Raw genomic sequence first — 21,011 nt, 5'->3', positions numbered from 1 at the left:
CTTAAAGGCAGCAACATCCGGCACCCGAGTGCGGGCGCCGGATGCGAAATCTTACCGGGCGTTGTCACGCTCCGCGCGCTTGCGCTCGAGCTTGCGGGCGCGACGCACGGCAGCCGCACGCTCGCGAGCGCGCTTCTCGCTCGGCTTCTCGTAGTGACGACGAAGCTTCATCTCGCGATACACGCCTTCGCGCTGCAGCTTCTTCTTGAGCGCGCGCAGAGCCTGGTCGACGTTGTTGTCGCGGACGATGATTTGCATGAGGCCGTCTAACTCCGATTCGTTTCGTGCAATAGCAAAAGGTCGCCGGAGCGCAGGCCGCGGCGGTATGCGCTGCCCCTACCAGCGCGGGGCGCTGCGTTCAACCTTTTTCCCTTGTTTCGACCGTCGCTGCACAGCGGAGTGGCAAGAAGCCCGTTGCCGTGCGGGATCATGATCCCATCGCTGGAAAAACACGCCATCGCCAACCTGCTGGTGCGCCCTGCAGCCATAGGAGTCCGTGGCCAAGGGGTCGGCAGGCTGCTCGACCGCGGAGGCCCGCGCACTGAGGGCGACGGGTCGTATGGCACCTTGCCTTCCGCAGCCGGAAACCCTGCCACCGCGGCCCGAGGTCAGAAGAGAATGGCGTCCTCGTCGGACTTGCTCGCCAGAATGCGGCCAATCGCGTCGAACAGCGCCTCCATGGCGACGGGCTTGAACAGCACCTCGTCGGCCCCCGCGGCGATGCAGCGCTCGCGCAGATCGAGCGCGGTGTCGGCGGTCACGACGATCAGCGGCAGGTCCCGCTTGGCATCCTCGCGCGCCCGGATGCGGCCGATCGCCTCGAGCCCGTCCATGCCGGGCATGCGCAGATCCACCAGCACCACGTCGAAGTCTTCCTCATCGATCCGGCGCAGACCTTCTTCGGCCCGATCGGCTTCCGCCATGGTGGCCCCGGCGACGTCCAGCATGTCGCGCACGACCCGGCGATTCATGGCATCGTCTTCGACAAACAGAATGTTCATCGCCCCCGGATCCTGAAGGGCGTGGCGAGGGTCAACAGCGGGGGCATGGTGTCCAAGGCTATTGCGCTATGCCGCGCGTGAAACAAGGGGCGAATCGCCCGGATTCCTGCGTTTCGTCGCGAAGAGCAGCTGCACGAGCCGCGCGCCCGAGATCGGCTTGCCGATTACCTGGTCCATCCCCGCTGCCTCCAACGCCGCGCGCGTGCGCTCGTCCAGGTTGGGCCAGAGGATCGTGGTCGTCGCGCCGGCGGCGCGGGCAGCGCTTGCGATCGGCTCGACTCGAGCCTTCGGGTCGTCCGTGTCGGCTTCCAACGCGGCCTCGTCGATCAGCACTCGCGCGATGCCGCCCTTTGCGAGTTCGTCGAGCGCCTCTTCGACGCTAGCGGCGAAGCGCAGTTCAAGGACATGCGGCGCGAACAGCGTGCGCATCATGCCGCGTACGATGGGGTTGCGATCGACCACCAGCATGCCGGCCGCCGCCCCGGCACTGCCATCGGCCATCGCCGGTGCCGCCGCCTCCACCAGAGGCAGGACGACGGTGAAGGTCGAGCCCACGCCCTCCACGCTTTCCACCCGGATCGTCCCGCCGAGCGCGACCGCAAGGTTGCGGCAGATGGTGAGCCCCAGGCCGGTGCCGCCGTACTGGCGGGTCGTGCCGGCATCCACCTGCCGGAAGGATTCGAAAATCTGCGCGTGCTTGTCCGCGGGAATACCGATTCCGGTATCGCGGACGGCGATCTGCAGGCGCCGGGCACCATCGTCCTCCACCACGGTCGCCCGGACCGCGATGCTGCCGGCATGGGTAAACTTCAGCGCGTTGGAAAGCAGGTTGAAGACGATCTGGCGGAGCCGCGTCGGATCGCTTTCGATCCATTGCGGCACATCGGCGCACTCCAGGGAGAAAGCGATCGCCCTCCCCTGCGCCTGCTCCTCCCAAAGCTGCGTGGCCTCCTTCAGGGTGGCGGGCAGATCGACGGTGGTCGTGTCGATCGTAAAGTTGCCGTTCTCCATCTTGGCCACATCGAGGATGTCGTCGACCATGCCGCGCATCCGCATGCCGGCCCCGTGCACGATGTCCACCCGCTCGCGCGTGGCCGGTTCCAGCGCCGGATCGGCGAGCATGACTTGGGTCATGCCGAGGATGCCGTTGAGCGGCGTGCGGATCTCGTGGCTGGTGGTTGCCAGGAACTCCGTCTTTGCGGCGAGCGCCTTTTCCAGCGATGCATTGGCGACGCCCAAGCCGACGTTGGCGGCGCGCACCTCGTTGCGGCTGCGGCGTATCGTGATCAGGCCGAAGGTCAGCAGGCCCACCAGGATCGCCACGGCGGCAGCGATCCCACCGAACAGGATCTGCTGGAAACGCGTGCGCGAGCGTTCGAATTCGACGTTCCGACGCAGTTCCTCGGCCTTGAGGCGCGCGATGCGCAACTCCTGGTTTTGGAAGTCGAAGCGCGCGCCCATCAGCGCCGCCTTGGCGGAGGTGGCGACGCTCAGCGCCTGCTCGTCCAGCCGGCGCAGCGCAAGCAGATGCTCGACGGCTTTCTCGGGCTCCCCGCTGCGCTGGTAGATCCGAGCCGCCACCAAGTGGTTGTCGCGCATCGCAAGTGTGGTCTCAGCGAGAGCAACGCCACCAAAGCTCTGCTCGATCAGTGTGCGGGCCTTGCTCAGATGGCCCTGCTCCAACGCCACTCGCGCCGCGACACTATATACCTGAGAAGTAAGCTCGGGGTTTTGAGCCAATTCTGCCAAGCGCACGCCTTCATCGATCGTGCGCCGAGCCGCAAGCAGCTGACGGGAGTTCAGCTGCGCGCGACCGAGATTAGATAAAATGCGTGCTCGGGCTGCGACGTTGTCGATCGGCGCGTACTTCAAAGCCTTATCAAACGCTGTCGATGCTTCCGTGAAGCGATTCATTTCAGTCAGTACGTTGCCACGCCCATTGTAGATCGCAAGTAACAGAATGCGATCTTCCCGCGCTGCTTCTTCGGCCTGATTGTAATAGCGCAGGGCGCCCGGGAAATCACCGCCTTCGCGGTACAAGGAGGCTAAGCGCGCAAGCGCCAAAGCCTGACTTCGCTGGTCCTTCGCCTCTACGAAGCGTCCATGCGCATGCTGGAAATCGGCAAGCGCCGCAGCGACCCTTCCATCGGCGGCATTCGCCGCACCACGTGTGAGGAGCAAATCTCCTTGAAGCTTGGGATCCCGGATGCCGCTTGCTTCTTGCATTGCGAGTTCGACCAGCGCCCGCCCTTTTTCAACCTGCCCCAGACGGATTGCCGCGTCGGCCTGCAGCCAAAGGGACCGCGCCAACTCTCGCGTGCGATCGCCAGGAATGGTGCGCGCGCGCCGTTCAGCTTCACGCGCGATGTTAAGCGCAGCGCCAGGGTCTGATACCATCCGTGAACTTGCCGCAGCGTTCAATATCTCGAACTGCCGAACAGCAGCGTCAGCCGAACCTGCCGCGAACGCGGCAACGAGAAAGCTGATCAATAGAAGCTTAGCGCCGAGCAAACCAGGACCAGTTTCGGTACCCGCCACAGGCTGCGCCACGTCAAGCGCTCTTCCAGAGGCGATCTGAGCGCAGGAAAGAAAAGCGTTGACTATCGAGCGCCTTTAGATGGGCCGCCTCTTCAAGGAAGCGACGGAATGTCCCGATCTCGACCGGACGGCTGATCAGGTAACCTTGAATCATGTCGCACCCCATCACACTCAACAACGCCATCGCGGCCGGGGTTTCCACACCCTCCGCAGTGACCTCCATGTCGAGCGCGTGTGCGAGATCGATGGTGGAGCGAACGATCAGGGGATCACGGTTGCTGCTCGTCAGTTGGGTGACGAACAGCTTGTCGATCTTGAGCTCTCTGGCTGGCAGTTGCTTCAGATACGCCAAGGAAGAGAGGCCCGCACCATAGTCGTCGATCGCAATTGCAACCCCAATCTCCGCGAAGCGCTGCAGGTGACGGATCGCACTTTGCGGATCTCGGATCACCGCCGTCTCGGTGATTTCGAAGCCGATCTTTGCTCCGCTTTTCCCTAGAACGCTGCAAGCTTGCTCGACGAAGGCGCTGTCGGTGAGCAGCACGCCCGAGATATTCACGAAGATGGGAATGTCGTAGCCGGACTGCGCCAAGTCGCGCTGATCCTTGAGAACACGATCCAGGGTCCAGAGGGTCAACTCAGCGATCACTCGGCTTTGTTCGGCGGCTTGAATGAACGCGCCGGGGAGCACCAGCCCGCGACTGGGATGCTGCCAGCGCACCAAAGCCTCGGCGCTTGCGACCTGCTGACGACGGACATGGACCTTTGGCTGGTACTGGAGAAAAATCTCCCCTGCCTCGATTGCCCGCGGCAGATCATGGATCAACTCAAGCGGATCGATTTCTGGTTCGTGCTGCGCGACATCCCGCAACACGATGCCCCCCTGCTCCCGAGCATCGACAAGCGCCTTTTCCGCGCCCTCGACGAGGCGGACGTCCTCGCGGTCGCGAGCGCGTCCGGCTGCTCCGCCAATGCAGGGGTGAATTAAATGTCGGCTTCCTTCGAAGTTGAACGGTTGGGCGAAGCTCTCCTGCAACCTAACCGCTGCAGTCTCGGCGCCGCCTACCCCATCCGTATCGAATTCAACCGCAACAACCCTGTCGGACATAGAACGGCATCGGGCGGTCGGAAGCGTGACCCTGCACCGCTCGGCCACCGCATCTGCAACCGTCTCGGCCCGACCGACGCCGAGGTGACGGCGCAACGCACTGAAGTTTGCAACCTCCACCAGAAGTAAGACCCGTGGCGGGTGGATGAGCTTCCCCTCCCTCTGATCGACTCGCCGTAGCGGCTCATGGCCACCGTTTTCGGGCCCACATGCCGCGCCTTCTTCCAAGGACAAGCCAATCCCCTGCTTACGCTTAGTCAGTGTGAACGACGGCATCATGGCTCTTCACCGATCGCACGGAGGCCTGAAGGTCCGGTTAATGACTCGCCCACCTAAAGGTTAAGCTTGCATTAGGGTTAAAGGCTTGTTAACTAGGCCTCGCACAAGCCGAGGAGACCGTTATGTTGTTCGAAATCTTCGCATTCTTCCGCAAGAGCTACGGCAGCGACATTCAACCGTTCTGACCGCAAGCGCCGCTTGCGGCCGCTGATCAAAAAAGGCCGCTCGGTTCTCCGGGCGGCCTTTTTTCATTTTGCGATCGAGCGCGAGACAGCAGAACCCTGACACGCGCATCGTAGCGCTACATCCGAGGTATTCCTCCCTTCCCTGCCGCTGCGTTCGCCCATATGTGCCAGGACCGTGATACGCCTCGGCTCCGCCAGATCGGCGGCTACCCGGCAGTAAGGAAGAGCACGCAATGCGCATTGTCATGATCGGATCGGGATATGTCGGGCTGGTATCCGGGGCCTGCTTCGCCGATTTCGGTCATGACGTGGTCTGCGTCGACAAGGACGAGGGGAAGATCGCCAAGCTGCGCGCGGGCGGCATTCCCATTTACGAGCCGGGCCTCGACCAGCTCGTTGCGCGCAATGTCGCGGCCGGTCGCCTCTCCTTCACCACCGAACTGGCGGCGCCAGTGGCGGAGGCCGACGTGGTGTTCATCGGCGTCGGCACCCCTTCCCGTCGCGGCGATGGCCACGCCGACCTCTCCTATGTCTATGCCGCCGCGCGGGAGATCGGCGCGGCTCTCAAGGGCTTCACCGTCGTCGTCACTAAGTCGACGGTGCCCGTCGGCACGGGCGACGAGGTCGAGCGCATCATCGCCGAGGTGAACCCGGACGCCGAGTTCGCGGTCGCCTCCAACCCCGAGTTCCTACGCGAGGGCGCGGCGATCGAGGACTTCAAGCGGCCGGACCGCATCGTCGTCGGTATCGAGGACGAGCGTGCGCGCGCGCCGATGGAAGAGGTCTACCGACCCCTGTTCCTCAACCGTTCGCCGGTGCTGTTCACCGGCCGGCGCACCAGCGAGCTGATCAAGTACGCCGCCAATGCCTTCCTCGCGATGAAGATCACCTTCATCAACGAGATCGCCGACCTGTGCGAAAAGGTCGGTGCGGACGTGAAGGACGTGTCGCGCGGCATCGGCCTCGACAACCGGATCGGCTCCAAATTCCTGCACGCAGGCCCAGGCTATGGCGGCTCCTGCTTCCCCAAGGACACGCTGGCGCTGGTGAAGACGGCGCAGGATTACGAAGCACCGATTCGGCTCATCGAGACTACGGTCGCCGTGAACGACACGCGCAAGCGCGCGATGGCGCGCAAGGTCATCGCCGCACTGGGCGGAGACGTTCGCGGCAAGTCGATCGCGCTGCTCGGCCTCACCTTCAAGCCCAACACCGACGACATGCGCGATTCGCCCGCGCTTGCGATCGTCCAGGTGCTCGAGGATGCCGGCGCCACCGTGCGCGCCTATGATCCGGAGGGGATGGAGGCCGCCCGCACGCTGATGCCGGACATCGTCTACACCGATTCGGCCTACGCCGCCGCAGAGGGTGCCTGCGCGGTCGTGATCGTCACCGAATGGGACGCTTTCCGCGCACTCGACCTCAAGCGATTGGGCCGCATCATGGCGCAGCCGGTGCTGGTCGACCTGCGCAACATCTACCGCCCCGAAGCGATCGAGGCGGCCGGCTTCACCTACTGCGGTGTGGGCCGCCCGGGACATGGGAAGCCTGCGGCCACCAGCGAGGCGGCCCCCGCGGAAGCGACCGTCGACTGATGCGGTACCTGATCACCGGCACCGCCGGGTTCATCGGGTTCCATCTGGCGCGCCGCCTGCTGGCCGACGGGCACGACGTCACCGGCTTCGACGGGATGACGCGGTATTATGACGTGCGCCTGAAGCAGGCCCGCAACGCCGTGCTCGCCCGGTCGAACCGGTTCCGCATGGTCGAGGGGATGCTGGAGGACCGGTCCGCGCTCTACCAGGCCGCCGAGATCGCGGAGCCGGAGGTGATCATTCACCTCGCTGCCCAGGCGGGCGTGCGCTATTCGATCGAGGCGCCCGGCACCTATGTCGAGAGCAATCTGACCGGCTCCTGGAATGTGCTGGAACTCGCGCGCGCGCTCCAACCACAGCATCTGCTGATGGCGTCGACCTCGTCGATCTATGGCGCGAATCCGACGGTGCCGTTCAGCGAATCCCATCGCGCGGACGAACCGCTGAGCCTCTACGCCGCGACCAAGAAGGGCATGGAGGCGATGGCGCACAGCTATGCCCATCTGTTCGGCGTGCCGAGCACCATGTTCCGCTTCTTCACGGTCTATGGCCCGTGGGGCCGGCCCGACATGGCGCTGTTCAAGTTCACGGACGCGATCCTGAACAACCGACCGATCGATGTATACGGCCACGGCCAGATGGCGCGGGACTTCACCTATGTCGACGATCTGATCGAGGCGGTGGTGCGGCTCGCGGACATCCCTCCCGCAGAAGAGAATCGCGTCATCGGCGAGGCAGCGATCGACACGCTCTCCCACGAGGCGCCGTTCCGGGTGGTTAACATCGGCGGCGGCCAGCCTACCCCGCTGATGGACTTCATCCGGACCGTCGAGCATGCGACCGGCCGCAGTGCCAAGCTCAACATGATGGACATGCAGGCCGGCGACGTGCCGCGCACCTATGCAGATCCGACTCTGTTGCAGGCGCTCACCGGCTACACGCCCGACACGCCGATCGAAACCGGCGTGGCGAGGTTCGTCGAGTGGTACCGGGAGTGGCGGGCAGAGGTGGCGGCATAGGCCCCGGCATCAACTGAACACGCCCTCGCCTTCCTGCGGAAGCGTCACTACCCCGTCGACGGCCCGCGCCCGGAAGTAACGAAAGCGGCGGGGATCCTTCGGGACCCGCTCGAACGGCAGCCAACCCAGATCCAGTTGCGCCGGGCCATCGAAGGCGCTGTCCAGCGAGGTATCGACGGAAGCGAGCTTCAGGGTCGCCGGAAGCTCGAGCAGCCCGAGATAGCCGCTTTCGGGATCCAGACGACGGGCTTTGCGAAGAAACATCGACTCATGCGCGTCGATGCTGTCCCGCGGTCCGGCGCGCAGGGTCAGGTCGAAGCCAAAGTCCAAGGCCCAACGCGGTGCCTCCAGCGCCCGCATGACGCCCCTTGGTCCCACCAGGTCGACCGCGCGAACGGGCGCGAGCAGATGGATCGCCCGGATGCGCCAGCGGATGGCCGGCTTCCAGTGAATCCTCTCGATGAGCCCCAGCGCTGCAATGGGCGTGATCATGTCGTAGCTGACAAGGGCATCGCTGAATTCCGGCCGCGGGAAGCAGGCGAGCGCACCGGACACCAGCAACCTGAACTGCGCTCTGCGCCCCAACAGCTATCGTGAGTCAATCGTTCGCGCTTTGTGCACGGGCGCGCCACTATCAGCGATTTGATCTACCTCCACATCAGCGGGAGTTTTCACATGCCGCTGGGATCTTGAGCGTACTCGTTCCAGTATGGACACTCTTTGAGGTGCAACGCGCGCCTCCACCCTGCACTATCTCCGTACCGGATGAGCCGTGCAAATCACTCCTCCGAGATGGATGCGTAACCTTGAAGATTTGGGGGGGAAGCAATGTCTTGGAAAGCGAAGCTCGAGATTTCCCTGTCGCTCATGCCGAGCCTGAAGCTTCAGCTTGAATGCACAAGCCGCGGACGCCGGGTCGCCCGGTCACCTCAGCGCTTGGGACTCGCGCCCCCGCGAGCCCGCCGACCCCGCTCGCCAGTTCCTGGAGCGGCACACTAAACGCAGCCTCACAAGAGGCGAACCGTCGGGCCGCTCACCCGCCGCGGTTGTGCCCCGTCCCTCCGCCACCTACAGCCGCGGCATGCCGGGCGATACCATCCTCAAGGGCGTGGGCCTGCGGCTGCTCGCGATCTTCTTCCTCTCGACTATGTCGGCGCTGGTGAAGCTCGCCGAGACGCGGGGCGCGACGCTGTTCGAAACCATGTTCTGGCGCCAGTTCTGCGCACTGCCCGTGGTCGTCCCCTTCGTGGCGATGGGACCGGGTCTCGCCACGCTTCGGACCCGGCGCTTCGGCGCCCATCTAGGCCGCTCGGCAGTCGGGCTCCTCGGCATGGTGTTCACCTTCGGCTCGGTGTTGCTGCTGCCGCTGGCGGAGGCGACCACCTTTCAGTTCACCGTGCCGATCTTTGCCACCATCCTCGGCGCGCTGATCCTGCGCGAGCCCACCGGCTGGCAGCGGTGGAGCGCGGTGCTGGTGGGCTTTGCGGGCGTGCTGATCGTCGCCCAGCCCGGTGCAGGGCATCCTGTCACGCCGTTCGGCGCGGTCGTCGGGCTTCTCGCCGCGCTGTTCGTGGCGATCGTCGCCATCCTGCTGCGCCAACTCGGGCGGACGGAGAACAGCGGAACCACGGTGTTCTGGTTCTCGCTGCTGTCGCTTCCGCCGCTTGCGCTGCTCTACGCGTTCAACCTGAAGCCGCATGATGCCGCGACTTGGGCTATCCTGGTGTCGATCGGGCTGGTCGGCGGCATGGGCCAGATCGCCCTCACCGCCGCACTGCGCCACGCGCCGGTCGCCGTCGTCGTACCGATGGACTATTCGGGCCTAGTCTGGGCGACGCTCTACGGCTGGCTCTTGTTCGGCCTGCTCCCCGGGTCGGCAACCTGGATCGGCGCACCCGTGATCGTCGCGAGCGGCCTGTTCATCGTCTGGCGGGAGCACCGGCTGGGGCGGCAGAAGGTCGCCGCCGCCAGCGCGGTCGAGGACGCCTAGTCTCCTTCGTACGCCACCAGGCTGCGAACGGTGATGCCTTCCCCCCGCAGCGCGTCGGCGCCGCCCAAGTCCGGCAAGTCGATCACGAAGGCTGCCTGGGTGACGGTGGCGCCCGCCTTGCGCAGCAGCCGCACCGCCGCGCGTGCAGTGCCACCCGTTGCGATCAGGTCGTCCACCAGCAGCACCCGGGCACCGGGCGCGCAGGCATCGGCATGGATGGTGATGCGGTCGGTGCCATATTCGAGGGCATAGTCCTCGGCGATGGTCGCGCCGGGCAGCTTGCCGTCCTTGCGCACCAGCAGCACGCCCGCGCCCAGCGCGAGTGCGACGGCGGGCGCGAAGACGAAGCCGCGCGCCTCGATGCCCGCCACCAGGTCGATCGGCCCTTCGACCGAGGTGACCATCTGCTCGACGGCAAGGCGCAATCCCTCGGCATCGAGCAGCAGGGTCGTGATGTCGCGGAACTGGATGCCGGGCTTCGGGAAGTCCGGGATCGTCCGGATGCGCCGCCGGATCGCTTCGGCGGCGCTCTCAGTCGTCATCAATGCTTCACGCCCCGCCAGATGTTGCGATAGGCCCCGAAGGTCAGCAGCGTGAAGATCAGCAGGAAGAGGATCGTCGCCAATCCCGCCTGGTGTCGCGTCTCCAGGTTCGGCTCCGCGGTCCAGACGAGGAACGCCGAGACGTCCTTTGCCATCTGATCGATCGTCGCGCGCGTGCCGTCCTGGTAGGTCACCTGGTCGTTGCTGGTGATCGGCGGCGGCATCGCGATGTTGAGGTTCGGGAAGTAGGGGTTGTAGTGCAACCCTTCCGGCGTCTTCGCACCCGGGAACTCGTGCACCAGTTCCGCGGGCTGGTTCTGATAGCCGGTCAGCAGCGAATAGATGTACGCCGCCCCGCCCTCGCGCGCCTTGGTGATCAGCGAAAGATCGGGCGGGATCGCGTTGTTGTTCGCAGCCCGCGCGGCGACGTCGTTCGCAAAGGCCAGCGGGAAGCGGTCGGACGGGATGTTGGCCCGCGTTGCCGTCTCGCCGGTTTCCGGGTTGATGCTCGGCTGCTGGATCGCCCACTGGGTGGCGATCGCCTTCACCTCGGCCTCGTTGTAGCCGAGGTCCTCCAGGTTGCGGAACGCGACCAGGCGGAGCGAGTGGCAGGCGGCGCAGACTTCCTTGTAGACCTGGAAGCCGCGCTGGAGCTGCTGGCGGTCGAAGCGGCCGAACGGCCCGTCCGACGCCAGCTTGAGCGGCTTGTGCTCCCGGTGGAACTCATGCTCCGCGGTCGGTGCGGCAGGCTCGGTGACCAGGCCGTAGACGGTCGTGATGAGCGCGAGCATCAGCACGCCCGCGAACGCGAGACCGATCAGGATGTTCAGGTTGCGCAACGCCAACCGGAAAAGGGAAGAGATCATGAAAGTCGATGCCCCTTATTCGGCCGCGGCCGGCGCGCCGGTCACTGCAGTTTCGCGCATGCGAGAGCCGCTCTTTCCTTCCAGCACCGCCTCGGTGATCGAGTTCGGCAGCGGGCGCGGACGCTCCAGGGCGGAGACGATCGGCACCAGCACCAGGAAGTGGAGGAAGTAATAGGCCGCCGCGATCTGGCTCGCGATGATGTAGGCCGGTTCCGCCGGCGCACCGCCGCAGAAGCCCAGCACCAGCACGTCGAGCACCAGCACCCAGAACAGCGTGCGATACACCGGGCGGAAGTTCGCCGAACGGACCGGCGAGCGATCGAGCCACGGCAGGAAGAACAGCAGCAGGATCGAGCCGAACATCGCCAGCACGCCCCACAGCTTCGCCGGGATGATGAAGTCCACGGTGAACGCGCGCAGGATCGCGTAGAAGGGCCAGAAATACCATTCCGGCACGATGTGCGCAGGCGTCGAGAGCGGGTTTGCCGGGATGTAGTTGTCCGCGTGTCCCAGGTAATTGGGCGCGAAGAACAGCAGCGCTGCAAAGATGATCAGGAACACGCCCAGGCCGAAGCCGTCCTTGGCGGTATAATAGGGATGGAACGGCACCGTATCCTGCTCGGCCTTCACCTCCACGCCGGTCGGGTTGCCCGAGCCGGGGATATGCAGCGCCCAGATGTGGAGGATGATGACCCCCAGGATCACGAACGGCAGCAGATAATGGAGCGAGAAGAAACGATTGAGCGCGGCATTGTCCGGCGCATAGCCGCCCAGCAGCCAGATGCGGATGGTCTCACCCACGCCCGGAATCGCCGAGAAGAAGCCGGTGATCACCTGCGCGCCCCAGAAGCTCATCTGCCCCCAGGGGAGCACATAGCCCATGAAGGCGGTGGCCATCATCAAGAGGAAGATGACGACGCCCAGCAGCCACACCATCTCGCGCGGCGCCTTGTACGAACCGTAATAGAGCCCGCGGAAGATGTGGATGTAGACCACCGCCAGGAACATCGAGGCGCCGTTGGCGTGCGCATAGCGCAGGAACCAGCCGGCGTTCACGTCGCGCATGATCGATTCGACCGAGTCGAACGCGACCGCGCCGTTGGCGGCATAATGCATCGCCAGCACGACGCCGGTGACGATCTGGATCATCAGCGCGGCACCCGCGAGAATGCCGAAGTTCCAGAAGTAATTGAGGTTGCGCGGGACGGGATAGCCGCCGCCGATCGCGTTGTAGACGAAGCGCGGCAGCGGCAGGCGGCTGTCCACCCACTGCATCAGCGGGTGCTTCGGCGCATAGTGCTGGGCCCAGGGAAAGCTCATCGCGTGTCTCTCCTCAGCCGACCAGGATCGTGGTGTCGGACGTGAACGAATAGTCGGGGACCGCCAGGTTCAGCGGTGCAGGCCCCTGCCGGATTCGCCCGGCCGTGTCATAGGCGGAGCCATGGCACGGGCAGAAATAGCCGCCGAACGGCCCCTTGTTCTCGCCCTCGCCCGCGCCCAGCGGAACGCAGCCCAGGTGGGTGCACACGCCTAGCGTCACGAGCCAGTTGGCCTTGCCCTCCTTCGTCCGTTCGGCGAGCGACTGGGGATCGCGCAGGTCCGACAGCGGCACCTTGTTGGCGGCCTCGATCTCCTGCGGGGTGAGGTTGCGCACGAACAGCGGCTGCTTGCGGAACGAGGCCTTGATCGCCTGGCCGGGCTCAATCGCCGACAGGTCGAGTTCCGTGGTCGAAAGCGCCAGCACGTCCGCCGAGGGGCTCATCTGGTTGATGAGCGGAAGGGCGATCACCCCCACGCCCACCCCTGCAAATGCCACCGCGCCAATGGATAGATAATCGCGTCGGCGGGGATTCTCGATCACATCTTCATGCGAGCCGGTCGCTCCGCCGGGGGGAACCTCGTCTATTGTCGCCATGCGCTATTTGCCCCTGCACCCAAACCATTCGGCGCGAACGCGCCTCAGAGAATTACAGGCAGCCTTGCCATCTATTCGGCTGCGTCAAGTAGCCTTGATCTCCGGCGCCTCCGCAACGTGATAGACGTGGGGGCGTCACTTTGCCAACCGCCCCCGCGCTACTGCCTGCGCGCCGCCTTTACACCGCATCGTTGCGCAAGAGTTTGAGGCAGGGCAAAGCCGTGCGGTGCGGATCGCAATGTTTCAGCCCGACATCGCCGGAAACGTCGGCACCATCCTCCGGCTGGGTGCCTGCCTTGGCGTGGGCATCGACCTGATCGAGCCGATGGGATTCCCGTGGAGCGACCGTGCGCTGGCACGCGCCGGCATGGACTATGCGGCGCAGGCGTCGGTGGTGCGCCACGTCGATTGGGAAGCATTCCGCGCGCAGCTGCCCGGCCGCCTCGTGCTGCTCACCACCCGCGGCGCGGTGCCGCTGCCGAGTGCGCGATTCGACGCAAGCGACACGCTGCTGCTGGGTTCCGAAGGCTCCGGCGTGCCGGAGGCGGTGCACGCGGCCGCCGATCTCGCGGTCGCCATTCCGATGCGTCCCGAGATGCGCTCGCTGAACGTCGCCGTCGCGGGCGCCATGGTGGTGGGCGAGGCGCTGCGCCAGACTGGCGGCTGGCCGGCTTTCGGCTGAGGCTCTCGACTTCGCGCGGGGGACGAAGCTAAGCCGTCGCGATGGAACCTCTCGATTCTCAACAGCTTGCCGCGCGTACCTGGTTCGAGCACCTGCGCGACCGGATCTGCGCCGAATTCGAAGCGATCGAGCGCGAAGCCGGGTCGGACGCATGCTTCGACTACAGCCCGTGGGACCGGGTCGATTCGGCGGGCGGCCATGGCGGTGGTGGCGTGCGCGGGCTGATGAAGGGGCGCGTGTTCGAGAAGGTGGGCGTCAACGTGTCCACGGTTGCCGGCACGCTGGAGGGCGGCTTCGCCCAGTCCATCCATGGCGCGGCTGAGAACCCCGCCTTTTTCGCCACGGGCATCAGCCTCGTCGCGCACATGGCGAACCCACACGTGCCCGCCGTGCACATGAACACGCGCTTCCTGGTGACCACCAAGCGCTGGTTCGGGGGCGGGGCGGACCTCAACCCGCCGATCCCCTATGACGAGGACACCACCGACTTCCACCAGGCGCTGGCAGCCGCGTGCGACCGGCACGATCCCGATCACTATCCGCGGTTCAAGAAGTGGGCGGACGACTATTTCTTCATCCCTCACCGCAACGTGCACCGCGGCGTGGGCGGCATCTTCTACGACCATCTGGAAGGTGACTTCGATGCGAACTTCGCCTTTACCCGCGACGTGGGCGAGGCGTTCCTCGCGATCTACCCGGCACTGGTGCGCCGCCGGATGAACCAGGATTTCACCGAGGCCGATCGCGTCCGGCAGCTCGAATGGCGGGGCCGCTACGCCGAATTCAACCTGGTCTATGACCGCGGCACCCTGTTTGGCCTGAAGACCGGCGGCAACATCGACGCGATCCTGATGAGCCTGCCGCCGATGGCGAGCTGGAGCTGATCCCGTGGGGCTGATCCCCGTCCGTCCCGACGAGGTCGCCACGATCGTCACCTCGCTCGAGATGCGGGCGCGGCCGCCGCTACGCCCGCTTCCCGACGCGCCCCTTCGGCTCGTCCACTGGCGCGAACCGGACCTTGCCAAATACCGGGCGCTGTTCCGCCGGGTCGGGGAGCCGTGGCTGTGGTTCTCGCGGCTGGTGATGGACGACGACCGCTTGCGCGCGATTGTCCACGATCCCAGCATCTCGGTGTACGCCGCGGTCGATCCGCGCGGCATCGAGGTCGGGATGCTGGAACTCGACCACCGTCGCGCAGGCGAGTGCGAGCTGTCCTATTTCGCGCTGGTCCCGGAACTGGTCGGCCGCGGCCTTGGCGGGTGGCTGATGGCCCAGGCGCTGACCCTCGCCTGGCGCAAGGACGTCGAGCGGCTGTGGGTCCACACCTGCACGCTCGACCACCCGCGCGCGCTGGGCTTCTATCGCAAGAGCGGGTTCGTGCCGTTCAAGCGAACCGTGGAGACCTTCGCCGATCCGCGCGCATCGGGCATCCTGTCGCCCGACGCGGCGTCGCACTATCCGCGGCTGCCGCTCGCCTGAGCATAGGCGGAGACGCGCAACAGGGCATAGGCGAGCGTCATCCCGCCGTTCGCGATGCCGGCGACGAGCGCACCCAGGGCCACCGCGACGTCGTTCCCCTGCCCTGCGGACGTGAACGCGCTGCCAAGCGCCACCACCATCTGCGCGGCGAAGTAGAAGACCGCCTGGAGCCCGAGCAGGGCGAAGCCGTTGCCGGCGGTAAGCTGGAGCCCGCGCGCCATGGCATCGAGCGCATTGCGCCGCGGCTCGGCAACAATCGCGGCGGGGATCAGGAAGATTCGCCCCACGGCGTAGAGCCCGGGCAGCAGAAACGCCATCAGGCCGAGCACCACCGCGAACTGACATGCGATCTGGGCCAGCAGAAGCGCGGGGAAGCGTCGAAGCGCGACGCCCATCGCGCCTGCAACCGTCGGCCGGCCCGCATCGAGGAACAGCGCCAGGATCGTGCCGGTGCCGAACAGGCCGAGGAGCGTCTGCAGCAGCAGCCAGTGCAAGTTGGCGTAGAGATAGGCCTGCATGGACTGGAGCAACGTGGCGGCGTCCGCCGGCGCCGCCGGGTCCGGAACCTCCGGCACGACCATCCAGATGGTCGCCGCCATCGTCGGCACCACCAGAAACACACCCGCCAGCGGCAACAGCAGCGCACGTTCCCGCCGCCAAAGGGTCCACGCGCCGCCGACCACGGCGGCCATATTCAGCTTCATCGATGTGCCGCCGTTCCGTCCTGTCGTTCGCGTGCCGCAAGGTAGAGCTTGCCGGTGAACACCCACAGCATCACGGCGAGCGCCGTTTCCACCAGGGTGGTGAGCAGCAGCGTCAGCACGGACGCCACGCCCAGGCCGTCGTCGCTGCCGAAGATCAGCGCGAGAATGGTGCCGCCCGCGTACTGGGTCGCAGCCGTGAGCACCGTCGAGACGATCCCGTAGAGCAGGAACATGCCGATGATCTTGGCGGCGAGGCCGTGCGTAAGGGCAACGGTGCGCGCGATCGCGCCCAGCCCGCGCCGCTCCTGCAGGATGACCGGGGCCAAGAGGCTCAGCCGTGCGGCGACCCACAGCAGCAACGGGATCAGCACCAGCGCATAGAGCGCGATCCATGCCGCCGCCGCGACACTCGGCGTCACGCTCTCGCCCGCCGCCGCGGCCACGAAGTCAAAGCCGTAGGCCGCGAGGATCGCCACCGCCGGCATCGCCAGCAGCAGCAGCAGCGCGGTCAAAAGCAGGGTGAAGCCGATCACCACCGGCAGGCGCAACCCGGCCTGCCGAAGCGCCGCGCGCGGGCTGTCGAGCCCCGCGGCCAGGGCAAGGATCGCGAGTTCGGCCCATAGCATCAGCAGCCCGACTACGAGCCGCACCGGCATCCAGATCCCGCCCGATGCGCCGACATCCTGCGCAGCAGCGGTTTCGGCCAGACCGCCGATCACGGCGGGCACGAACAGTGCCGGCAGCGCCAACGCGACCAGCGTGGCGCGACGTGCGCGGAGGAATGCAGCGGTGCGATCCCACACCTGCTCCATCTCGACCATGGCCCGCATCGGCGCCCCATTCCCCACTGGTTGCATGACGCGTGGCTGTACCTGTGCTACCGGGGCTTGCCAATGCTTACGCCCGATACTCCCCCATCGCCCCAACCCATACTGCCGGAATGGCGCATCGAGCCTGGCCTCACCGACTATCCGCGGGCTCTCGCCACGATGGAGGCGCGGGCAGCCGCGATCGCGGATGGTACGGCCGGCGAACTGGTGTGGCTGGTTGAGCATCCGCCGCTCTACACCGCAGGAACCAGCGCCGATCCGGCCGAGCTGCTCGACCCGCGCTTCCCGGTCTATCCGGCAGGCCGTGGCGGCCGCTACACCTATCACGGCCCCGGCCAGCGGGTGGGCTACCTGATGCTGAACCTCGCTCAGCGCGGGCGCGACGTCCGCTGCTTCGTCCATGCGGTGGAGCAATGGGTCATCCGCGCCCTCGCCCGGCTGGAGGTGAAGGCGTTTTCCGTCCCCGAGCGGATCGGCATCTGGACCCGCGATGGCGGGCAGGAGGCAAAGATCGGCGCGATCGGCGTTCGTGTGCGGCGCTGGGTCACCTTCCACGGCTTTTCGGTCAACCTGTCTCCGGACCTCACCCACTTCGGCGGGATCGTGCCGTGCGGCCTTCCCGAATTCCCAGTAACCAGTCTCGAACAGCTCGGGCGGGATGCTCGCCAGGAAAGCTTCGACGCGGCACTTTTGCTGGAATTTCCGACGTTGCTGGCGTCACTCACCGCATCGCGCGAAAACCCGCTTGAGGGCTGCCCGCGAACCGACTAATGTCCATCCCCGGTTGGGTATTAAACGGCAGATAAGCCGCCAAACCACTTGTTTAGGGAGCTCTACATGCGCGCAATCATTTCCAAGATCGTTACCAGCTCGATGGTCGCCGGTGCGGCGCTGATGGTCGCAGCTTGCGGCGACTCGGCCGAGACCACCACGGACAACACCATCGTGACCGATCTGAACTCGACCGACACCTCGCTCGACGGCACGATGACCGACAACATGACCGCCGTTGATGGCGCCATGGGCAACGACGCGATGCTCGCGAACGACACGATGCTCGCGAACGACACCGCGCTGGGCAACGACACCACCGCGACCACCAACGCGATGTAATCAGACGCTTCGGCGTCTGTTCAGCAAAGGCCGTCCGGGCGACCGGGCGGCCTTTGTTTTTTGGTCGATCGGGGCCGCCTGGGAGGCGCCCTGCTCAGCTGCCGCAGCGCAGCAAACCGCCGCCTGAAGATTCCGTTGAATCCCAAGCAGCTGGCTGCGGATTGCATATCGTCGGCGACGCGCAAAAAGGGTCTTGGCGACGCACGCCAAAACCCCGTAACCCCTCCTCGTGGCGCCGCATCGGCGCGTGAGAGGATCCCATGAAGTCAGTGCGAACCCTGATCGCCGGCGCGGCCCTTGCGGCGGCAACCTACGCCGCCCCCGCCTCCGCGCAGTTCTTCTTCAAGTCGCCTGAGCTGTCGGGTGCGCGCGTGACGGGTGCCGAGCCCGGCATCACCGTCCAGGCGCTTCCCGGCGCGACCGGTGACGAACTGCGCGCCGCCTTGGCCTGGAACCTGCGCGCGGGCCTCAACGTCGCCGCGCTCCAGTGCCAGTTCGAGCCCACGCTGCTGACGCTCAACAACTACAACGACCTGCTCGACACCCATGCGGACGAGCTGAAGCGCAGCTACGAGATCCTGGCGAAGTACTTCGAGCGCAACGCCAAGACCAAAAAGGAAGGGCAGAACGCGCTCGACCAGTTCGGCACGCGTGTCTACTCGAGCTTCTCGACCGTCTCGGCCCAGCTCAACTTCTGCCAGGCAGCGGGCGAGATCGGCCAGGAGGCGGTGTTCACGCCCAAGGGCCAGTTCGGTGCACTTGCGGAACAGCACATGCGCAAGCTCCGCAACAGCCTCGTTCCTTCGAGCGAGCAGCAGTTCCCCGGCGGCTTCTATCAGCGCTCGCTCACGAACATGGAGCCGCTCACCCGGCCGAAGTGCTGGAAGAAGGGCATCTGGCAGGACAAGCGCTGCGGCGCCTATCCGCTGCTCGGCTGATCCCGATCCGGGCTGCGGATTACCGCAGCCCGAGCAGCTTGTGCGTCTGGAGAGACAGGCGCCATTTCGGCCGGGCGAGCACGAGCGCGACCGCCGCTTGCCGGTTCGCATCCGCCTGGGGATCGTCGAGCGGCTGGGCCAGGAAGTTGGCGAAGTTCCAGCCTTCGATCTCCTCCAGGCTCAGGCCCGCCTGCGGCCACACGAGCTTCAGTTCATCGCCGCTGCGTTGCACGACGGTGCTGCCCGCCTTTGGGCTGATACATACCCAGTCGATCCCCGGGTGCGCCGCGATCGTGCCGTTGCTCTCGATGGCGATGGTGAAGCCGGCCGCATGCAGCGCCTCCACCAGCGCATCGTCGATCTGGAGCATGGGCTCCCCGCCCGTCAGCACGACGAAGCGGCGCTCGGCGCCGGGTCCCCAGAAGCCCTCGACCGCCGCGACCAGTGCCGCCGCATCGGCGAACTTGCCCCCGCCCTCGCCATCGGTTCCGACGAAGTCGGTGTCGCAGAAGCGGCAGATGGCGCTCGCACGGTCGACCTCGCGCCCGCTCCACAGGTTGCACCCCGCAAAGCGCACGAACACCGCCCGGCGACCGGCGTGCACGCCCTCGCCCTGCAACGTCAGGAACATCTCCTTGACGGCATAGCTCACGATATCAACGCCCCGCTCAGGCCGCAGCGGTGGCGTAGCGGGTCGGGTCCGGCACGCCTGCTTCCTCGAAGCCCTTCGAGCGCAGCCGGCAGCTGTCGCACAGGCCGCAGTGAAGGTCGCCCTGCGGGTCATAGCAGGACCAGCTGATGCCCAGGTCCAGGCCCAGCCGGGTGCCTTCGCGGACGATATCGGCCTTGGTCATATGCTGGAGCGGCGCGTGGATCTTGAACCCCTCGCCCTCCACGCCGGCCTTGGTCGCAAGGGCCGCCAGATGCTCGAAGCCGGCGATGAACTCGGGACGGCAGTCCGGATAGCCCGAATAGTCGAGCGCGTTCACACCGATGAACAGGTCGCGCGCGCCCGCTGCCTCGGCCCAGCCGAGCGACAGGCTCAGGAAGATGGTGTTGCGGGCCGGCACATAGGTGATGGGAATACCAGGCGCTACACCGTCCTTCGGGACGGCGATGTCGGCGGTCAGCGCCGATCCGCCGAACGCGGAAAGGTCGAGCGACAGGGTCACGTGCCGGTCGGCACCGAGCGCCGCGGCGACGCGGCCGGCGGCGGCAAGCTCGATCTGGTGGCGCTGGTTATAATCCACCGACAGGGCAAGGAGACGATATCCCGCCTCGCGAGCGAGCGCGGCGGAAACCATGGAGTCGAGGCCGCCCGAGACAAGGGCGACGGCAAAAGGCTGATCGGTCATGATGCCGCATCCGCTAGGCCCAGATGCGTCGCGCCGCAACCGTGCGACGCGGCAACCCATTGTTCCGCCGGGTAGACCGGTCGAAAAAAAGAGGGCCCGCCGGTCCGGCGAGCCCTCCTCCATGTCACCTTCTGGCGCGGCTTACATGCCGCCCGGTGCGCTCTGCAGGTGCGCCAGGTGCTTCTCGATGATCGGCACGGCCGAGTCCGCCACCTGCTTCAGCGCCGGGTCCTGCCCGTCGGTCGAATAGCCCTTGTGCAGCGACCAGGCCGCGCGGTGCGCCTCGGCCTGCTGCTGCATGTAGAGCGCGTCGAAGCTGTCGGCATCCGCAGCCTTCAGGGCCGCGATCTTGGCCGCATTCGGCTCCGAAAGCGCGCTCGGCGGGCGCTTGACCTTGGGCTCCGTCTTCGGGAGCGCTGCCATCAGCGCCTTGGTGGTGGTGGTATGATCCGCGATCATCTCGCGCGCGAACGCCTTGGTCGCGTCGCTCTTGGACTTCGTCAGCGCGATCCGGCTGGACTGGATCTCGTACTTGTCGCTGTCGGCCGCCCAGGCGGCGTAGTTCTCGGACGGAGTCCCGCTCATCGGCGCGGCCCCGACCTGTTCCGGGGTCATCGTCTGCGCGATGCCGGCTGCGGGCATCGCCCCCAGCGCAAGTGCACTCATCGTGATCAGCAGCTTCCGCATGTTCGTCTCCCAATTGGTGAGCGCGAAACGGATGGTGCGGTACAGTGTTCCAGCGGATCGACACTGACGTTCTCCCTGTTTTTTCATCCAAGCTGAGTGAGAGTTTTCCGGCCCTTTAAAGCCTGTGTGCAAGGAGCTGGGACATGAAGAAGTCGAGGTACACGGAAGAGCAGATCGCGTTCGCG

23 protein-coding genes are annotated in these 21,011 nt (G+C 66.0%); 9 read left to right on the top strand and 14 right to left on the bottom strand.

All coding sequences use genetic code 11. The features are described from left to right. Positions 1 to 51 precede the first annotated feature (51 nt). The 4 genes from rpsU to MHZ35_RS10165 all read right to left on the bottom strand — a co-directional run bounded on the left by rpsU (position 52) and on the right by MHZ35_RS10165 (position 4,647). Positions 52 to 258, bottom strand: a complete 207-nt coding sequence (rpsU, locus tag MHZ35_RS10180; RefSeq protein WP_125961043.1) for a 30S ribosomal protein S21 — start codon at positions 256 to 258, stop codon at positions 52 to 54. 350 nt (positions 259 to 608) lie between these two features. Further along, entirely contained in the window at positions 609 to 1,001 is a 393-nt protein-coding gene (locus MHZ35_RS10175) for a response regulator (protein WP_129340476.1), read from the bottom strand. Between the two features lie 66 nt (positions 1,002 to 1,067). After that, on the bottom strand, positions 1,068 to 3,491 hold the full coding sequence (locus MHZ35_RS10170) for a sensor histidine kinase (protein ID WP_239435495.1): 2,424 nt from the start codon (positions 3,489 to 3,491) through the stop codon (positions 1,068 to 1,070). A 61-nt stretch (positions 3,492 to 3,552) separates the two neighbouring features. Next, complete coding sequence (locus MHZ35_RS10165) at positions 3,553 to 4,647, bottom strand: EAL domain-containing protein (RefSeq protein WP_239435494.1); 1,095 nt, start codon at positions 4,645 to 4,647, stop codon at positions 3,553 to 3,555. A 697-nt stretch (positions 4,648 to 5,344) separates the two neighbouring features. Between MHZ35_RS10165 and MHZ35_RS10160 the strand changes: the two genes are divergently transcribed. Further along, positions 5,345 to 6,706, top strand: coding sequence for a UDP-glucose dehydrogenase family protein (locus MHZ35_RS10160; protein ID WP_239435493.1), 1,362 nt, complete (start codon positions 5,345 to 5,347; stop codon positions 6,704 to 6,706). Beyond that, a complete protein-coding gene (locus MHZ35_RS10155) occupies positions 6,706 to 7,725 on the top strand; it encodes an NAD-dependent epimerase (RefSeq protein ID WP_239435492.1) in 1,020 nt (339 codons plus the stop codon). Before MHZ35_RS10160 ends, MHZ35_RS10155 begins: the two co-directional genes overlap by 1 nt. Before the next feature lie 9 nt (positions 7,726 to 7,734). Here MHZ35_RS10155 and cas5 read toward each other — a convergent pair whose 3' ends face one another. Next, on the bottom strand, positions 7,735 to 8,280 hold the full coding sequence (gene cas5 / locus MHZ35_RS10150) for a CRISPR-associated protein Cas5 (protein ID WP_239435491.1): 546 nt from the start codon (positions 8,278 to 8,280) through the stop codon (positions 7,735 to 7,737). Between the two features lie 526 nt (positions 8,281 to 8,806). Between cas5 and MHZ35_RS10145 the strand changes: the two genes are divergently transcribed. Continuing rightward, on the top strand, positions 8,807 to 9,715 hold the full coding sequence (locus tag MHZ35_RS10145; protein ID WP_239435490.1) for a DMT family transporter: 909 nt from the start codon (positions 8,807 to 8,809) through the stop codon (positions 9,713 to 9,715). Here the strand turns inward: MHZ35_RS10145 and MHZ35_RS10140 are convergent. Genes MHZ35_RS10140 through petA form a run of 4 tightly spaced genes read right to left on the bottom strand, consistent with a single transcriptional unit; the run spans position 9,712 to position 13,038 of the window. Further along, positions 9,712 to 10,257 (bottom strand): adenine phosphoribosyltransferase, encoded by a 546-nt coding sequence (locus tag MHZ35_RS10140; RefSeq protein WP_239435489.1) that lies wholly within the window; start codon positions 10,255 to 10,257, stop codon positions 9,712 to 9,714. The two genes, MHZ35_RS10145 and MHZ35_RS10140, sit on opposite strands and share 4 nt — an antisense overlap. After that, positions 10,257 to 11,123 carry a cytochrome c1 gene (locus MHZ35_RS10135; RefSeq protein WP_125961051.1) on the bottom strand — a complete coding sequence of 289 codons (867 nt, stop codon included), beginning with the start codon at positions 11,121 to 11,123 and terminating at the stop codon, positions 10,257 to 10,259. Before MHZ35_RS10135 ends, MHZ35_RS10140 begins: the two co-directional genes overlap by 1 nt. Before the next feature lie 15 nt (positions 11,124 to 11,138). Further along, the gene (locus tag MHZ35_RS10130; RefSeq protein ID WP_239435488.1) at positions 11,139 to 12,443 is read right to left on the bottom strand and encodes a cytochrome b; all 1,305 of its coding nucleotides are present in this window, start codon (positions 12,441 to 12,443) and stop codon (positions 11,139 to 11,141) included. A gap of 13 nt (positions 12,444 to 12,456) precedes the next feature. After that, the gene (petA, locus tag MHZ35_RS10125) at positions 12,457 to 13,038 is read right to left on the bottom strand and encodes a ubiquinol-cytochrome c reductase iron-sulfur subunit (RefSeq protein WP_239435487.1); all 582 of its coding nucleotides are present in this window, start codon (positions 13,036 to 13,038) and stop codon (positions 12,457 to 12,459) included. Between the two features lie 226 nt (positions 13,039 to 13,264). Here petA and MHZ35_RS10120 point away from each other — a divergent pair, with 226 nt between their 5' ends. Genes MHZ35_RS10120 through MHZ35_RS10110 form a run of 3 tightly spaced genes read left to right on the top strand, consistent with a single transcriptional unit; the run spans position 13,265 to position 15,199 of the window. Then, entirely contained in the window at positions 13,265 to 13,720 is a 456-nt protein-coding gene (locus MHZ35_RS10120; RefSeq protein ID WP_239435486.1) for a tRNA (cytidine(34)-2'-O)-methyltransferase, read from the top strand. A gap of 41 nt (positions 13,721 to 13,761) precedes the next feature. After that, complete coding sequence (gene hemF, locus MHZ35_RS10115) at positions 13,762 to 14,604, top strand: oxygen-dependent coproporphyrinogen oxidase (RefSeq protein ID WP_239435485.1); 843 nt, start codon at positions 13,762 to 13,764, stop codon at positions 14,602 to 14,604. Between the two features lie 4 nt (positions 14,605 to 14,608). Continuing rightward, positions 14,609 to 15,199, top strand: a complete 591-nt coding sequence (locus MHZ35_RS10110; protein WP_239435484.1) for a GNAT family N-acetyltransferase — start codon at positions 14,609 to 14,611, stop codon at positions 15,197 to 15,199. On the opposite strand, the gene MHZ35_RS10105 is transcribed toward MHZ35_RS10110, so the two are convergent. Both MHZ35_RS10105 and MHZ35_RS10100 read right to left on the bottom strand, forming a co-directional pair. Beyond that, the gene (locus MHZ35_RS10105) at positions 15,175 to 15,903 is read right to left on the bottom strand and encodes a hypothetical protein (RefSeq protein WP_239435483.1); all 729 of its coding nucleotides are present in this window, start codon (positions 15,901 to 15,903) and stop codon (positions 15,175 to 15,177) included. The two genes, MHZ35_RS10110 and MHZ35_RS10105, sit on opposite strands and share 25 nt — an antisense overlap. After that, the gene (locus tag MHZ35_RS10100) at positions 15,900 to 16,724 is read right to left on the bottom strand and encodes a hypothetical protein (RefSeq protein WP_239435482.1); all 825 of its coding nucleotides are present in this window, start codon (positions 16,722 to 16,724) and stop codon (positions 15,900 to 15,902) included. The genes MHZ35_RS10105 and MHZ35_RS10100 overlap by 4 nt, the downstream gene beginning before the upstream one ends. A 72-nt stretch (positions 16,725 to 16,796) precedes the next feature. On the opposite strand from MHZ35_RS10100, the gene lipB reads away from it, so the two are divergent. From lipB to MHZ35_RS10085, 3 genes are all read left to right on the top strand, one after another. Beyond that, positions 16,797 to 17,504 carry a lipoyl(octanoyl) transferase LipB gene (lipB, locus tag MHZ35_RS10095; RefSeq protein WP_239435552.1) on the top strand — a complete coding sequence of 236 codons (708 nt, stop codon included), beginning with the start codon at positions 16,797 to 16,799 and terminating at the stop codon, positions 17,502 to 17,504. Positions 17,505 to 17,570: 66 nt separating this feature from the next. Then, positions 17,571 to 17,846: a hypothetical protein gene (locus tag MHZ35_RS10090; RefSeq protein ID WP_132882164.1), complete on the top strand. Its 276-nt coding sequence runs from the start codon at positions 17,571 to 17,573 to the stop codon at positions 17,844 to 17,846. 260 nt (positions 17,847 to 18,106) lie between these two features. Next, positions 18,107 to 18,784, top strand: coding sequence for a hypothetical protein (locus MHZ35_RS10085; protein ID WP_239435481.1), 678 nt, complete (start codon positions 18,107 to 18,109; stop codon positions 18,782 to 18,784). 19 nt (positions 18,785 to 18,803) lie between these two features. Here the strand turns inward: MHZ35_RS10085 and queE are convergent, their stop codons facing one another. The 3 genes from queE to MHZ35_RS10070 form a co-directional block, all read right to left on the bottom strand. Then, positions 18,804 to 19,436, bottom strand: coding sequence for a 7-carboxy-7-deazaguanine synthase (gene queE / locus MHZ35_RS10080; protein ID WP_239435480.1), 633 nt, complete (start codon positions 19,434 to 19,436; stop codon positions 18,804 to 18,806). A gap of 16 nt (positions 19,437 to 19,452) precedes the next feature. Beyond that, positions 19,453 to 20,139, bottom strand: coding sequence for a 7-cyano-7-deazaguanine synthase QueC (gene queC, locus MHZ35_RS10075; RefSeq protein ID WP_125961063.1), 687 nt, complete (start codon positions 20,137 to 20,139; stop codon positions 19,453 to 19,455). Positions 20,140 to 20,280: 141 nt separating this feature from the next. Beyond that, positions 20,281 to 20,826: a DUF4142 domain-containing protein gene (locus MHZ35_RS10070; protein WP_125961064.1), complete on the bottom strand. Its 546-nt coding sequence runs from the start codon at positions 20,824 to 20,826 to the stop codon at positions 20,281 to 20,283. Positions 20,827 to 21,011 lie beyond the last annotated feature (185 nt).

The organism is Sphingomonas sp. ACRSK (assembly GCF_022346685.1).
Taxonomy (GTDB): domain Bacteria; phylum Pseudomonadota; class Alphaproteobacteria; order Sphingomonadales; family Sphingomonadaceae; genus Sphingomonas; species Sphingomonas molluscorum.
The sequence above is the reverse complement of the archived record's forward strand: the minus strand, read 5'-3'. Positions and strand labels throughout refer to the sequence as shown.